This is a genomic window from Ferruginibacter sp. SUN002, assembly GCF_050611725.1.
In the GTDB taxonomy this organism is placed as follows: Bacteria; Bacteroidota; Bacteroidia; order Chitinophagales; family Chitinophagaceae; genus Ferruginibacter.
The window spans coordinates 1,506,787-1,521,333 of sequence record NZ_JBODJB010000001.1 but is presented as its reverse complement, the minus strand read 5'-3'; the positions used below and the strand labels follow the sequence as shown (position 1 = coordinate 1,521,333).

Sequence of the window (14,547 nt, the reverse complement as noted above, 5' to 3'; positions counted from 1 at the left end):
ACATCCTCAACACTTAGGATTTAGGATTGTCTGTCCGTCGGTTTTTGTTCTCATTATTCTTATGTCGGAAAGGCTTTTTGTTTCCACCGCTTCTTATATTTCTGACAAATGCTGCAGGATTATATTCAGGCACTTCGCCAAACTCCTGAGGCACTTCAGCTTTTGGAACTTCTTTACCCAATAGCTTTTCTATCTGTCCGAATTTTCTTTGTTCTTTTTGGCTGATAAAAGTTATGGCTGTACCATCGGCAGCAGCCCTTGCAGTTCTTCCGATTCTATGTACATAATCTTCCCCATCATGCGGTACATCATAATTGATCACTAAACCGATGTTGTCAATATCAATACCTCTGCTTAAAATATCTGTAGCAACTAAAATATTTAATTTACCACTTTTGAAATCCATTAAAACAGATTCTCTTTTTTCCTGTTCCAGATCGCTGTGTATTTCATCCACCGCTAGCTTTGTTCTTTGCAATTCACGGTTGAGCTGTTTAACACTTAGTTTGCTGCTGCAAAAAATAAGTACAGATGAAAATTCTTTTTGATGAAGAATATGTTTAACCAAAGGAATTTTCTGGGTATCATAAACTACATATGCCATCTGAATAATTTTTTCATTTGGCTTGCTGATAGAAATATTTATCTCTTTAGGATTGTGCAAAATTTTTCTTGCCAACTCTCTGATCTTTGAAGGCATTGTTGCAGAGAATAAAAGATTTTGTCTTTTTGCCGGTAGTGCATTGATGATACGCATGATGTCATCATAAAAACCCATATCCAACATTCTATCTGCTTCATCTAAAACTAAATATTGAAGTCCTTGCAATTTCACATAACCCATATTGATATGTGCCAGCATTTTCCCGGGTGTACATATCACCACATCTGCACCTGCGCTTAATGCTTTTTTTTCCTGCACAAATGCATTACCGTCTCCGCCACCAAAAACTGCAATTGAACTTACAGAAGTAAAATAAGAAAGTCCTTCCATGTGCTGAGCAATCTGAATGGCCAGTTCTCTCGTTGGTACAATTACAAGTGCTGTAATACTTTGATGATTCAGCGGGCTTGAAAGGATATTATTAATAAGCGGTAATAAGAAAGCAGCTGTTTTACCTGTTCCGGTCTGTGCCGATGCTATAACATCTGATCCATTGAGAACCAATGGAATAACCTGTTCCTGAACCGGAGTAGCTTCATCATAGCCCGATGCTTCTATTCCCTCTAATAACCTTTGGTCGAACCCGAATGCTGTAAATTTCAAAATATTTATACTAATTAATTGATAATGACTTGGCTGTAAAGATAACAGTTATTCTATCAATAGAAACCTTAACATAGGTTTCGCAAATAAAAGTGAACCCATGCACAATATTTGACGTAGCTTATAGTTATATAGGATACCAATATAAATCCTATGTTTTTTTACCATTAAAAAAATTAATACCATGGACACTCACACAAAAAAATCCTCATTACACCCGAGCGTAGAACAGATCACTAACAACACAACCAGTTGGATAGGCCATTTACCCGGTGATAACAAAGATGTTGTAGGCGGTCAAACATTTGTAGCTACTTCAGAAGGCGATCTTGAAGCCATCGAAGTATTTCCAAGTGTAGTAACCGAGAAAGGTAAAGTGGTTATGACAGTACATACATTTGATGAACAACAAAAAAGCTGGGGTCCTGCATTAGGTACTGCCAGTGTAGAACTTGCAAAAGCTGATGCCGGCAAATGGATAGCATTTAATGTACCCGGACTTCATTTGAATAAAGGCAAGTCTTACGGTTTTAAATTAGAAAGTGATACATACATTGGTGTAGGGGAAGCAGTTGGTAGCCATCAACAGCCTCCATTTATCAATGGTCAGGAATGGCGTTTCACTAACAACAATAAAAATGCAGATTCATTTTCTTATTTCAGTCTTGCATTTAAAGTTGATTTGAAAGCGGCATAACGATAACTAATAAACGAAGTATTTAATAGGTCACCCATTTGTCTGCCTTCGGCGGATGAATGGGTTTTTATTTACCCGAAATCTTTTTTAATAAAAAAGTTACAGGAATATCCAGTCTTTTCGCCCAAGACCTTTCTATATGCCCCTCTTCCGGAAACTCTTTTGTAACCCAGTTTTTTATGTAATACCCTTTTGATCGCATGAGCTTATCAACCTGCAACTGATATGGCTTATACATTGTATCTAAACCAAGAGTTCCATAATCAAAATAGATCTTGTGGTTTTTGGGATCTGGAAGATGCGTTTTTAAATATTTGAGGATTGAGCCTGGTATCGGGTTATTAATATGAGTAAAAATGCCCGGCCAGTGTGTAGATAAACAAGCAGCACCACCGAATATTTTCGGATACTCACAAATAGCGTACAAAGAAATTAACCCCCCCATGCTTGAACCTGCAATAAAAGTATTCTCTCTGTTCTTCATGGTTGAAAAAGCGCTATCAATAAATGGCTTTAGTTCTTTGACCAGAAACTTTAAGTAATTATCTGAATGCACTGTTGCTCCATTATAGATCGATTCTCCGGTAACCCTTTTGGCGGCATAGATACTATCCTGCTGCTGCTTAGTTAAAGATTCAAAAGGTTTTTGTGGCATATAGTCTGCATGGCGGTAAAGACCTGTATTCCATATTCCAACAACAATACATTGTTTGATCTTGTTTTCGCTGATGAGTTTCCCTATTGTTTCATCTACTCCCCACTCCTGATGTATCCAATTGTTGGATGAATCAAATAACATTTGTCCGTCTTGCATATACAATACTGCATACTTTCTTTTTGGGCTATACCCTTCAGGTAACCATACATCTACATTTCTTGCTGCTATATATTTTGATTGAAAATTATTGAAGCTTTTTATTGTACCTGTAGAAGGTTTAACTTCTTGTGCTTTTGACAAGAACACAACAACTAACAGTATAATTAAACTGAATATTTTTTTCATATTGCAATGATTTAAAATTACTTTCCGATACAGAACTTACCAAAAATAGTTCCGAGAATATCCCTATCGTGTAATATTTCTCCGGTTATTTCTCCTAAAGATTGTAAGGCATGACGAATGTCAAGAGAGAGAAAATCACTGCTAACATTTGTTCCAAGTGCCGCCTGTACTTTTTCCAGTGACAGTTCACATTCTTTTAAAGATGCATAGTGACGTGAGTTAACAACAATGGTTTGATTGGTGTTAATTTTTTCAGATAAAACTAATGATGGCAAATAGCTTTTCAAATCATCGATCTGAACTTTGTTCAATGCAGAAACTTCAAAAATGGGATAATCATTCCCATTCATTTCGTTGATACTGTAACTCAACATACCCAGATGTGCTTTATCAACTGTATCAATTTTATTGGCTACCAATAATATTGGTTGATTATCTTTCTTTAGTTTTTGAATATCTTCCAATACCTCTATTTCAGAATTGGCATTTACATCAAATACATAGATCAATATTCCTGCACTGTTGATCTTCTCTAAAGATTTTTCTATGCCAATCTTTTCAATTACATCAGTAGCTTCTCTTATACCTGCAGTATCGATCAACCTGAATATAATACCATTGACAACTAATTTTTCTTCAATTGTATCTCTGGTGGTTCCGGCAATATTTGTAACAATCGCTCTCTCTTCATTCAGCAAAGCGTTGAGTAGTGTTGATTTACCGGCATTAGGTCTGCCAGCAATTACTGCAGTTACACCATTCTTTAAAATATTACCTAACTGAAATGAGTTGATCAATTTTTTGATCTCCTGTAAAATCTCATCTATCAGTGTTTTTAATTTCGTTCTGTCTGCAAACTCAACATCTTCTTCACCAAAATCCAATTCCAGTTCTATCAAAGCGGCAAAATTGATCAACTGTTCTCTCAGTCTTTTAATGTCATTGCTAAAACCGCCTTTCATTTGTTGCAGTGCTGTATTATGTACAGCTTCTGTTTCCGAGGCGATAACATCCGCAACCGCTTCTGCCTGCGTTAGATCTAATTTGCCATTTAAAAATGCTCTTTGCGTAAACTCACCCGGTTTAGCTAATCTTGCACCCCGGCGAATACAAGCCTGCAAAACCTCTTCCAGTACATAAGGGCTACCATGGCAACTGATCTCTACTACATCTTCGCCTGTATAACTTTTTGGATTTTTATATAACGAAATAACAACTTCGTCAATGTCTTTTTCTCCTTCCTTAATAAACCCTACATGGAGCGTATGTGTTTTTTGTTTATTTAAATCTTTTGAGGGAAATAGATCATTGATGATACCGATGGCATTGTTACCACTCAGGCGTATTACACCAATGGCACCAATACCCGGTGCAGTAGCAAGCGCAACTATTGTATCATCCCAGCCCGAAAGTTTCATGTGGCAAAGATACCTACTAGATAAAAACTTTCATTTATTTTTATAATAGTTTCATTTCTCTGTCGGTAGCCTCATCAATAAAATACTGGCTGATGTTATTGATCGTTACTTCATCTGTAATATCCACAAAATTTTTAAACGTCGATTTTTCCGATGGTTTTATGATTAGTACAAATTCTTTTTCGTTACCCCTAACCTCCCTTACCTTTCTTTTTTTGTTTACTAAAATATTTCTGATGCCTTCATAGCTTGTTTCATAGATAACGGTATTTGCAATATCTCCTTCAAAGTATTTTATTTTATCATCCTCTACAAGTACAGCTGTTAAAACACAAGCTGAACAAACCGGTTTCCGGGTAGTTGTATCGCTATCATTGGGTACCACCACATTCATAGCGGTTGGTCTTGCCATCGTTGTAGTAAATACAAAAAAAGTAATGAGTAAAAATCCGAGGTCAACCATTGGCGTTAGATCCACACGGGTACTTTTTTTATTGAGCCGTTTTGTGTTTTTTCTTACACTTGTTTTATCAGATAGTATTTCTGCCATAAAATAATTTTAAGGTAAGATGTAGGAACGCATCTTTTCCATACTTTTTCTGATTTGTTAAAAACAAAGATCCCTCTTCGAAAGAAGAGGGATCTAATATCAGAAACGTCATTAATATTATTCTGTTTCATTTACCTGAAAAACAACAGGCTGCTTACGATATGCATTTACAATTCGGCCATTTTGTTGAGCAGGTGTCCATTTTGGTCCTTTCTTAATAACTCTTATTACTTCTTCGCAAGTTCCGAAACCCGGATCTGTATCACATTCCACATTGCTTACCGAACCATCTTTAGCAACGATGAATCTTACAACAGCTGTATATCTGCCGGGAGGGGCATCATTATCGCCTGCTACCTGAGCATTCAACTGTCTTTGAAGATATTTTATCCATGCAGCATCTCCACCCGGGAAACTTGCTTCGATCTCTACTTTTTCAAAGTTCTTATCCCAATCTTCTTCTTCCTTTGGAGGAGGAGGCGGTGGTGGTGTGCCAGCATCTCCTGCGCCAGGTGGAGGTCCTTGGTTATTATCCTCCGTTCCAATTGCAGCATCTGTTTTTGCAAGATCCGGTGGCGGTTCCTTTACTTCCTGATCCGGTGCAATTACCGGAGGGGTAAACTTGATGCTTTTTACCGGTGGTGGTGGTGGTGTTTCCGGTGGCGGTGGTGGTGGTGGTGGCGGTGGTGGCGGATCTTTTTTGATCTCTGCCATTTTTGTAGTTAATGTTTCAGATTTTTTCTTAGTTGATTTATTAGCACTTGCAAAATATACTGCTACACAAATCAATAAAATGATCAATGCCGTAACTGCAAAAGCCTTCATCATCCGCTGATTATACGTTTTTCGTAAATCATAGGCACCATAAGCTTTATTCTTGCCATCAAATATGATGTCAAGAACATCGGAGCTCAATATCTTTTTTACATCCATTGTGAATACTTTATTTTAAGATTCGAATTACATTAAATTCCATAAACTATTTAACACCATTTGCTACTTCAGTTAACCTAATCAGTTCTCTTTCCGTATCAGTAATATCAACTTCGGCATAATGACCTTCAGGAATAGCATTGATGGTCATTTCATCCAATACGTCGATGGCATTTTTAAAAGTGCTTTCCTTGTCTGCCTTGATAATATACATCAGGTCGCTTTTTCCTTTATTACCATTCGGCACTTGTCTTTTTTTATCAAGAATCAGTTGACGGATATCACGATAATTGGTGCTTTTAAATTTCTGCGACATATTATCTGCTGTCAGTGAACCATAATAATAATATAGCTTATCAGCCTTACCTAACAGAATGGTCATCACAGCCGATTCTTTTACTTTCATCTGTTTTGATGGATCAACATCATCATTAGGTTCAGTCATATTCATAGCTGTAGGTTTAGCCATGGTAGTGGTGAACACAAAAAATGTGATGAGCAGGAACCCAAGATCCACCATCGGGGTAAGATCTACCCTTGTAGATAATTTTTTTGATTTTTTGACGCCGGGGCCTTTCTTGTGACCGCCACCCGACGAGGTATCCATTTCTGCCATAAAATATTCTTTATTTTAACGAATTATTTCTTTTTTTCACCGGTGGCTGTTACTCCAAGTTTGTTGTTATTATACAACTCCGATCCAACTGGAGCTATTTCCCCGTTAGTAACAATTCTAAATTTGAAAATATTATTCTTTTTCAGTGCTTGCTTGATGTTTTTAAACGTCGGGTACAAGGCTTGCTGGTCTCCTTTAAGTAGTATTTTATCTTCCAACTCTTTTAAAGGTATTCCGGTATAAGCGATATTGATACCTCTTATCCAATCAGTTAATTCATTGGTGCTGTCTCCAATCGGTATTCCCGGCATTCTTGATGGAGGTATTTCTTCTCCCAGATCTAACAAGCCTTTTATTTGGCCTAAAGGCATCCCCAATACCGGCATTGATGCTAATCTTGTTATCTGAGGATCAGACAGTCCTAATTGATTGTATGAATTAACACTCTCAATGATCTGCTTCTTCTTTGTGTCTTCACCCAACATTAAAAAACATTTTCCTTCTTTTGTTAATGTGATCAAAAGAGAGTTTTCCGGAACAGCAACAGATGAAACCGAGTTTGGCGTTGCAACGGCGACAGCTTCAGGTGGTTTTTGTTTTGTTGCCAGAATAAAGAATGATAGTAAGAGGAATGCAACATCACACATAGCCGTCATGTCTATATTAGTACTCTTACGAGGTATTTTGGCTCTTCCCATTTTATTTTTTTTACTTAATTAAGATTCAAATCAATGCTTATTCCATACAATTATTTGTATAGAGATGCGAAGCTTTGTGTTAAAGTAAATCCACTTTCATCGATACCATAAGTAATACCATCGATCTTAGTAGTAAAAATGTTATAGAAAATGATCGCAAATGCAGATGTACCGATACCTAATGCAGTATTATACAAGGCCTCTGAGATACCTACCGATAATTTACTTGCAGCATCGCCACCGCCTTCACCTTCACCTAAAGCAGAGAATGAACGTATCATACCCAGTACCGTTCCTAACAACCCTAACAAAGTTGCTACTGAAGCAATAGTAGATAAGAATACAAGATTTTTTTCAAGCATTGGTAACTCTAAAGAAGTTGCTTCTTCAACTTCTTTCTGAATTGCCATAATTTTTTGTTCTGTAGAAAGCTCAGTGTTATTGATCATGTCTTTGTAACGACCCAAGCCGGCTTTCATTACATTACCAACACTACCTTTTTGCTTATCGCATTCTGCAATAGCAGCATCTACATTTTTATTTGCAAGATGATATTGTACTTTGCGGATAAAGTCTGCATTGTTACCACTACCTGTTGCTTTACCTATAGTTAAAAAACGCTCAACCACAAAAGTGATCATTGTTAAAAATGAACCGATCAGGATTGGTACAATGATACCACCCAAATACATTTTGTTTAATGCATTTTTGGGGCCATCGTGTTCGGGCCAAAAGCCACCATGTGTATCGGGTTTTGTAAACCCAGAGTTAGCTCCAAGCACAAACCTCCAGATCAAATAACCAACGATTATACAAACCACGGGAGCCAACAAAGAAATTAAATTACTAGACTTTTTTACTTGCACTGAAGTAGCCGGTTTTACAGTTGCAGACGCTGCCATAACATTCAAATTTTAATTAATGAAATTAGATTCTGATTTTTAAAAATTTATTATTCCGCAATGCTAAGAAAAAAAAGCGTTGCAACAATAAAATTTTATCGTTAATATTTCGAGAGACACAAGTTAGTAAAATAAATGGAAGTATATGTACGGATTTGTTTTTTTTTCGTCATTATATTTTCTCAAAAAAAAGTGTACAAAAATGTATGGAAATTTGTATTTTTTTACTCGTACCGAAGTGCCACAATGGGGTCTAATTTAGAAGCTTTGTATGCCGGGTAAAGCCCTGCCAGCAAACCTACTATGGAACATATGATTACCCCGGCAATGATCCATGCCCAAGGAATTACAAAGCCTGTTTTCAACATAATTGCTACTACATTACCTAGGATGATTCCGGATAAAATGCCAACTATGGCTCCTAAAAGGCTAATCAAGAGAGATTCCCACAAAAACTGAGCTCTTACGTCCGATGCTTTGCCTCCTAGTGATTTTATCAGTCCTATTTCCTTTGTTCGTTCATTTACGGCCACCAACATGATATTCATCAAGCCTATGGCCGCCCCTATGAGGGTGATCAATGCAATGGCAAGGGTGGCATATTTTAAAAAACCAAGATTGGTCATGAGCGATTGAGCAATGCTATCGCTTTTATCAACATAAAAATTATCTTCTTCTTTTACATCTAGTTTTCTTACCGGACGAAAAGCTCCTTTAGCTTCACCGATTGCCACATCCATCATTTTCATATCTGATACCATTATAGCAATATTATACGACTTTCCTGTAGTACCATAAACCCGTCTGATATTATTGTAGGTTGTGATCACAATTTTATCGGCGTTCATGAATGCACTACTGCCTTTATCTTTTGTAACACCGATGACCCTGTATTTATTTCCTGCAACAGTTATTTGTTTATTTATTGCTCGCTGATTATTCTCTCCAAACATTTTTTGTGCAACTATATTTCCAATCACACAAACACTACTACCCGATTCAACATCTGCCTCTGTAAAATTTCTACCTGCAGACAACTCATATCCGTTCAAAGCCAGATAATTTTCGTCGCCTCCAATAACACGGATATCCGGATTAGTTTTTTTATTGTCGACGTTAACAATGATACCACTTGGCCCTGAAATGCCAATACCTACAACCGCTGGAAACATATAGCGACTTTTAAATTCCCTTGCTTCATCGAAACTGATAGGCTTTCCTTCGCTGGAAGATCTTTGCTTTAGTAAACTACGGGTTGTTTTTTTGGTTTCTCCCCGATTGGGGTCGCCGCCAAAACGGATATTCCTTTCCTTAAAACGAAGACTGAACGAATTGGCCCCCATTGTACTGAAGCTTTGTGTAAGACTTACGTTAACAGCTTCTACGGCAGTAATGATAGCTATCAATGCCATAATACCCAAAGCCATAATACTAACGGTAATTACTGTACGAAGTTTGTTGCTTTTGATGGTACTGTATGATATCCTTATGGTATCCTTTATATTCATTCAATAGAATTCTGCCTAAAGGTAAAAAGGTAAATCAAGTAAAGCGGCAAAAAATTATAAACGGCAAATACGGCTCAGTTGAGATTTAGTAATGTAACCAATCAGTAATAATTGTTGGGAAAATACCCAGAACGATCAACAATACTGCAATGAGCACTAACAAAATCTTAAACGCCGTGTTAATATCCCACTCTTGCGTAACTGAATCATTATTACTTTCTTTAAAGAACATTGCCTGAATGATCCTGAAATAATAATAGGCACTGATTGCTGCACATAGCACCGCTAGAATGATCAACCACTTTTGATGTCCGTCTTTTAATGCGGCCATCAGCATGTAGAATTTTCCAAGAAAACCTGCAGTGAGCGGAATACCTGTAAGTGAAAGTAAAAAAACAGTTCCAGTAACGGCTAACAATGGCTGTTGTTTTGCCAACCCGTTAAAACCCTCGATCGTATAATCATTCATTCTGATAAGAATGGCAAACAAACCAATTGAAGCCAAAGAGTATGCAGCAGTATATAATACCAATCCTTCTTTTGCAAACTGGTTGAACGAAAAGATCGCTAACAACATAAAACCTGCCTGTGCAATGCTTGAATAGGCCAACATTCTTTTTACACTTTGTTGAAAAACTGCGGTAAGATTACCAACCAATAATGTTGCAGCCGTTATTAAAGCAATCAATAGTTGCCATTGAGCATGAACTTTTCCGAATGCATTTTCAAAAAGACGAATGAATGCGATAAATGCTGCAGCCTTTATAATGGTTGCCATAAAAGAAGTGAAAACCGTTGGAGCTCCATCATACACATCGGGAGTCCAGAAATGGAAAGGTGCAGCCGAAACTTTAAATGACATTGCAATCAGCAGAAAAACCAACCCAACTGCAATCATTACCGGCATTGGCCCTTCTCCTAAACCAATACTGTTAATATAGAAGGAGCCCTCTACATTACCACCATAAATAAAAGCTATACCCATGAGCATAATACCCGTTGAAAAAGCTCCCATTAAAAAATATTTCAAGGCGGCTTCATTGCTTTTCAAATTACGTTTATCGCTTCCCGTTAGTATATAAAGAGGAATAGACATTATTTCTATCCCTAAAAATAAAGTAAGCAATGAGTTATAGGTAGCTGATATTGTTACTCCACACAATACAAAAAATATAAGTGCAAAATATTCCGACACATTGCTGCCTACTCTTTCTATATCCCGTCCGTTCAATAAAAAATACAATAGTGTAGCAGCAAATATTACCGTTAAAAATGTGAGATTAAAACTGTTAAAGGTCAGCATATCTCTAAGGTTAATTTCAAAGAAAGATTCTCCTGATATTAACTCAAGACTGTTTACGATCAAAACCAATATCAGACCTGCTATTGCCACATATTTAGGCGTGCTTTTCGATTTGAAGAATATACCTCCAAACATCATCACTATACCCAAAATTGCTGTTACTATTATTGCATTCATAAGCCCTATCCCCTAAAGGAGATTTGTTTTATTTAAACTTTGATAAAATTAATGTTACAGTATCCTTTGTCATATCCAGCATTGGTTGTGGAAATACACCAACAATAAATATCATTACCACAATCACAGCCAATATTATTTTTTCGTTCAATGAAATGTCTTTCATTCCAGCAGTTAGTGCATTGGCTTCGCCGTAAAAAACATTTTTCACCATATTTAATGTATATACTGCGGCCAAAATAATACTGATACCGGCAAATGCTGTGTACCATTTATTGAACTGAAATAACCCATTAAACATCATGAACTCTCCAACAAATGCATTGGTTAATGGTAATGCAATATTTGCAAAAGCAATTATCACCAACATGATAGTTAATACAGGTGCTTTATGTGCTATACCACCTAACTCGGATATTTTTCGAACACCTGTTTGTTTTTCGATCAGTTCTACCACTATCCATAAACCAATGATATTGATACCATGATTGAACATCTGTATCATTACACCTTCTATACCAACCTGCTTAGTTGCAAAGATCGCAGCACTCATTAAGCCTATATGTGCAATAGAAGAATAAGCGACCAAACGTTTCAGATCATTTTGTTTGATTGCAATAAGACTTGCATAAATAATTCCAATAACTGACAAGCCAATAACAATATTATCGAATTGTATTACTGCTTTTGGAAAAACCGGCAATAACCAACGTAATACGGCAAACAATCCCATCTTAACCATTACACCACTTAATACCATTGTTACAGATGTTGGAGATTGTTCATAAGCCCCTGGCTGCCATGTATGGAAAGGAAAGACCGGCATCTTGATTGCAAAAGCTATAAAGAATAACCAAAACAACCAATTTTCCTGATGTGGATTTAATGCCGCATTATAAAATGCATGCATAGCAAAACTATGTTCCGAAACATTAGTTGGCTCGGTATGCAGATAAGTATAAATAATGCCCAGCAACATCAATAACGAACCTGCAAAAGTGTATACGAAGAATTTAAACGTCGCTTGTATTCTTTTTTCACCCCCCCAACGACTACATAAAAAGTAAACAGGTATCAAAGCCAACTCCCAGAAGAAATAGAACAGTAATGCATCCATCGATAAGAACACTCCCATGAGGCCCGACTGAGATAAAAGCATTAGTCCATAAAATACATTGGCGTTTTTATAAGAATTTTTATACGTTGCAACAAAGATCAAAGGAAACGCTATGGCTGTCAACAGAGTCAGTAATCTTCCCATGCCATCCAATGCTACTGAAAAACTACTTCCAATGTGTTTAAGCCAAACATAACTGAAGTTTACACCGCTCAGATCCTTATTATCTGCAAAATATAAACTGGCAACAGACACAAACAGCGTTACGATAGAAGCAAACAAAGCTGATGATTTTGCTGAACTTTCCTTTTTAAGAAAGAAAGTTACAAGCCCCGCAATTAACGGAACAAAAATCAATAAATGAGGAAGTGTTATATAATCTCCAAACATTAAAAAGTTATTTTACTAAAAACAATTGAATAATAAATAATGCTAAAATACCAAGTACCATTAAAAATACATAAGTGCCGACTTGTCCGCTTTGCAGTAAACGAATTTGACGACTGCTATAATTAACCGCTTTACCGATACCATTTACAAAACCATCGATACCTTTCTTTTCAATAATATTATCAAAGAATGTTGCAATGGATTGCATAGGTTTAACAATTACAATGTTGTATAATTCATCGATGTACCATTTATTAGCAAGCACTTTTCCAATACCTGTTTCTTCTGTGTCAGACTTTTGATATTTGCTGAATTTACTCCAGGCATATATCAAGGCTACCAGTGCTCCTACTACAGAAACAGCCATCAGCGTATACTCTATCTGGTGAGATAAATGATGTTTTTCAACCAAAGCATTGCTCGGAGCAAAAACCGGCTCAAGAAATGCTTCGAGGCGATGACCACCATGCAAGAATACTTCCGGTATACCGATTAACCCTCCTGTAAAAGCCAGGATCGCAAGAACAACTAGTGGCAATGTAATTGCCAACGGACTTTCATGCAGATGGTGCTCCTGATCATGAGTACCCCTGAACTGGCCTAAGAAAGTCATAGCATATAAACGGAACATATAAAAAGCGGTCATTAATGCGCCTATCACACCAACTCCCCATAGTAGTGGGCTGTGTGCATAAGCACCGGCTAATATTTCATCTTTAGAAAAGAAACCTGAAAAAGGAGGCATTCCTGCAATAGCCAAACAACCAATCAAAAAGGTAAGATGAGTTATGCTCATATACTTTTTTAATCCTCCCATATTACGCATATCCTGCTCCCCTCCCATTGCATGAATAACACTACCAGCACCTAAGAACAACAGCGCTTTAAAAAATGCATGTGTCATTACATGAAAAACAGCGCCGGTATATGCACCAACACCTAAGCCTAAAAACATATAACCTAACTGACTAACGGTAGAGTATGCCAGCACTTTTTTAATATCGTTTTGCTTTAAGGCAATGGTAGCTGCAAGAATTGCTGTTGCCAACCCGATAACAGCTATTACACATTGTGTAGCAGGAGCCATTGTAAATAGTACGTTGCTACGTGCAATCATATAAATACCTGCAGTAACCATGGTTGCAGCATGTATCAAAGCACTCACCGGAGTTGGGCCTGCCATCGCATCAGGCAACCAGGTATATAAAGGAATCTGAGCACTTTTACCTGTCGCTCCTACAAATAATAACATGGTGATACCCGTAATGTCAAATGTTGAAAGTTTAGAAATATTTGCAAACACCTGATGATAATCTGTTGTCCCTAGTTTAGTAAACAGCCAAAAAACAGCCAATAAAAAACCCAGGTCGCCAATACGATTCATAATGAATGCCTTCTTAGCCGCATTATTATAATCATTGTTTTTAAACCAATACCCGATTAACAAATAAGAACATAAACCTACCCCTTCCCAACCGATGAACATAATGATATAGTTGCCACCCATTACTAACAGCAACATGGAGAACACAAATAAATTCAGGTAGGCAAAATATTTTGCGAAGTCTTTGCTGTCTTCTTCATGCATATAAGAAGTAGAATAGACATGAATTAAAAAACCAACACCGGTAATGATCAAAAGAAAGAGAGACGACAGTTGATCGATCTGAAAATCGAATCCAACTTTAATAGCATCTGTATTGATGAAATTAAAATAATGAGCAAGATGTGTATTACCACTCTTAACACTTATAAACGCATATAGGCTGATGAGGAATGCGCCGAATATAACTCCGCTCCCAACAATTCCTACCAAGGTTTTTGACAAGTGCTTTCTGCCTAATCCGTTGATCAAAAAGCCGATCAAGGGAAGAACAGGTATCAACCAAACTATTTGTAAAATATTATTCATGTGCCCCCATCCCCTAAAGGGGAGTTATTTAAAGAGTTTTAATAAAATAAATCCGT

13 protein-coding genes are annotated in these 14,547 nt (G+C 37.0%); 1 reads left to right on the top strand and 12 read right to left on the bottom strand.

The genetic code is table 11. The features are described from left to right. Nucleotides 1–13 precede the first annotated feature (13 nt). Nucleotides 14–1,267 (bottom strand): DEAD/DEAH box helicase, encoded by a 1,254-nt coding sequence (locus tag ACQ33O_RS06725; protein ID WP_430994799.1) that lies wholly within the window; start codon nucleotides 1,265–1,267, stop codon nucleotides 14–16. Nucleotides 1,268–1,451: 184 nt separating this feature from the next. On the opposite strand from ACQ33O_RS06725, the gene ACQ33O_RS06720 reads away from it, so the two are divergent. Continuing rightward, nucleotides 1,452–1,964: a hypothetical protein gene (locus tag ACQ33O_RS06720; protein WP_430994798.1), complete on the top strand. Its 513-nt coding sequence runs from the start codon at nucleotides 1,452–1,454 to the stop codon at nucleotides 1,962–1,964. A gap of 67 nt (nucleotides 1,965–2,031) precedes the next feature. On the opposite strand, the gene ACQ33O_RS06715 is transcribed toward ACQ33O_RS06720, so the two are convergent. The 11 genes from ACQ33O_RS06715 to nuoL form a co-directional block, all read right to left on the bottom strand. Further along, nucleotides 2,032–2,967, bottom strand: a complete 936-nt coding sequence (locus ACQ33O_RS06715; RefSeq protein WP_430994797.1) for an alpha/beta hydrolase — start codon at nucleotides 2,965–2,967, stop codon at nucleotides 2,032–2,034. A 17-nt stretch (nucleotides 2,968–2,984) separates the two neighbouring features. Next, complete coding sequence (mnmE, locus tag ACQ33O_RS06710; protein ID WP_430994796.1) at nucleotides 2,985–4,385, bottom strand: tRNA uridine-5-carboxymethylaminomethyl(34) synthesis GTPase MnmE; 1,401 nt, start codon at nucleotides 4,383–4,385, stop codon at nucleotides 2,985–2,987. Between the two features lie 40 nt (nucleotides 4,386–4,425). Further along, complete coding sequence (locus tag ACQ33O_RS06705) at nucleotides 4,426–4,935, bottom strand: ExbD/TolR family protein (protein ID WP_430994795.1); 510 nt, start codon at nucleotides 4,933–4,935, stop codon at nucleotides 4,426–4,428. Nucleotides 4,936–5,052: 117 nt separating this feature from the next. Next, nucleotides 5,053–5,868 carry an energy transducer TonB gene (locus ACQ33O_RS06700; protein WP_430994794.1) on the bottom strand — a complete coding sequence of 272 codons (816 nt, stop codon included), beginning with the start codon at nucleotides 5,866–5,868 and terminating at the stop codon, nucleotides 5,053–5,055. A 46-nt stretch (nucleotides 5,869–5,914) separates the two neighbouring features. Next, a complete protein-coding gene (locus ACQ33O_RS06695) occupies nucleotides 5,915–6,484 on the bottom strand; it encodes an ExbD/TolR family protein (protein ID WP_430994793.1) in 570 nt (189 codons plus the stop codon). A gap of 23 nt (nucleotides 6,485–6,507) precedes the next feature. After that, on the bottom strand, nucleotides 6,508–7,182 hold the full coding sequence (locus ACQ33O_RS06690; protein WP_430994792.1) for a biopolymer transporter ExbD: 675 nt from the start codon (nucleotides 7,180–7,182) through the stop codon (nucleotides 6,508–6,510). Between the two features lie 50 nt (nucleotides 7,183–7,232). Further along, the gene (locus ACQ33O_RS06685; RefSeq protein WP_430994791.1) at nucleotides 7,233–8,084 is read right to left on the bottom strand and encodes a MotA/TolQ/ExbB proton channel family protein; all 852 of its coding nucleotides are present in this window, start codon (nucleotides 8,082–8,084) and stop codon (nucleotides 7,233–7,235) included. Nucleotides 8,085–8,308: 224 nt separating this feature from the next. After that, nucleotides 8,309–9,592 carry an ABC transporter permease gene (locus tag ACQ33O_RS06680; RefSeq protein ID WP_430994790.1) on the bottom strand — a complete coding sequence of 428 codons (1,284 nt, stop codon included), beginning with the start codon at nucleotides 9,590–9,592 and terminating at the stop codon, nucleotides 8,309–8,311. Nucleotides 9,593–9,677: 85 nt separating this feature from the next. Continuing rightward, complete coding sequence (locus ACQ33O_RS06675) at nucleotides 9,678–11,072, bottom strand: NADH-quinone oxidoreductase subunit N (RefSeq protein ID WP_430994789.1); 1,395 nt, start codon at nucleotides 11,070–11,072, stop codon at nucleotides 9,678–9,680. A gap of 28 nt (nucleotides 11,073–11,100) precedes the next feature. Beyond that, nucleotides 11,101–12,579 (bottom strand): complex I subunit 4 family protein, encoded by a 1,479-nt coding sequence (locus tag ACQ33O_RS06670; RefSeq protein ID WP_430994788.1) that lies wholly within the window; start codon nucleotides 12,577–12,579, stop codon nucleotides 11,101–11,103. A 7-nt stretch (nucleotides 12,580–12,586) separates the two neighbouring features. Next, nucleotides 12,587–14,491 (bottom strand): NADH-quinone oxidoreductase subunit L, encoded by a 1,905-nt coding sequence (gene nuoL / locus ACQ33O_RS06665; protein ID WP_430994787.1) that lies wholly within the window; start codon nucleotides 14,489–14,491, stop codon nucleotides 12,587–12,589. Between the last annotated feature and the right edge of the window lie 56 nt (nucleotides 14,492–14,547).

Bases quoted from the DNA above. Each gene is read 5' to 3' on its own strand.
- ACQ33O_RS06720 (WP_430994798.1), top strand. From the start codon at position 1,452: ATGGACACTCACACAAAAAAATCCTCATTACACCCGAGCGTAGAACAG.
- ACQ33O_RS06715 (WP_430994797.1), bottom strand. From the start codon at position 2,967: ATGAAAAAAATATTCAGTTTAATTATACTGTTAGTTGTTGTGTTCTTG.
- mnmE (WP_430994796.1), bottom strand. From the start codon at position 4,385: ATGAAACTTTCGGGCTGGGATGATACAATAGTTGCGCTTGCTACTGCA.
- ACQ33O_RS06705 (WP_430994795.1), bottom strand. From the start codon at position 4,935: ATGGCAGAAATACTATCTGATAAAACAAGTGTAAGAAAAAACACAAAA.
- ACQ33O_RS06700 (WP_430994794.1), bottom strand. From the start codon at position 5,868: ATGGATGTAAAAAAGATATTGAGCTCCGATGTTCTTGACATCATATTT.
- ACQ33O_RS06695 (WP_430994793.1), bottom strand. From the start codon at position 6,484: ATGGCAGAAATGGATACCTCGTCGGGTGGCGGTCACAAGAAAGGCCCC.
- ACQ33O_RS06690 (WP_430994792.1), bottom strand. From the start codon at position 7,182: ATGGGAAGAGCCAAAATACCTCGTAAGAGTACTAATATAGACATGACG.
- ACQ33O_RS06685 (WP_430994791.1), bottom strand. From the start codon at position 8,084: ATGGCAGCGTCTGCAACTGTAAAACCGGCTACTTCAGTGCAAGTAAAA.
- ACQ33O_RS06680 (WP_430994790.1), bottom strand. From the start codon at position 9,592: ATGAATATAAAGGATACCATAAGGATATCATACAGTACCATCAAAAGC.
- ACQ33O_RS06675 (WP_430994789.1), bottom strand. From the start codon at position 11,072: ATGAATGCAATAATAGTAACAGCAATTTTGGGTATAGTGATGATGTTT.
- ACQ33O_RS06670 (WP_430994788.1), bottom strand. From the start codon at position 12,579: ATGTTTGGAGATTATATAACACTTCCTCATTTATTGATTTTTGTTCCG.
- nuoL (WP_430994787.1), bottom strand. From the start codon at position 14,491: ATGAATAATATTTTACAAATAGTTTGGTTGATACCTGTTCTTCCCTTG.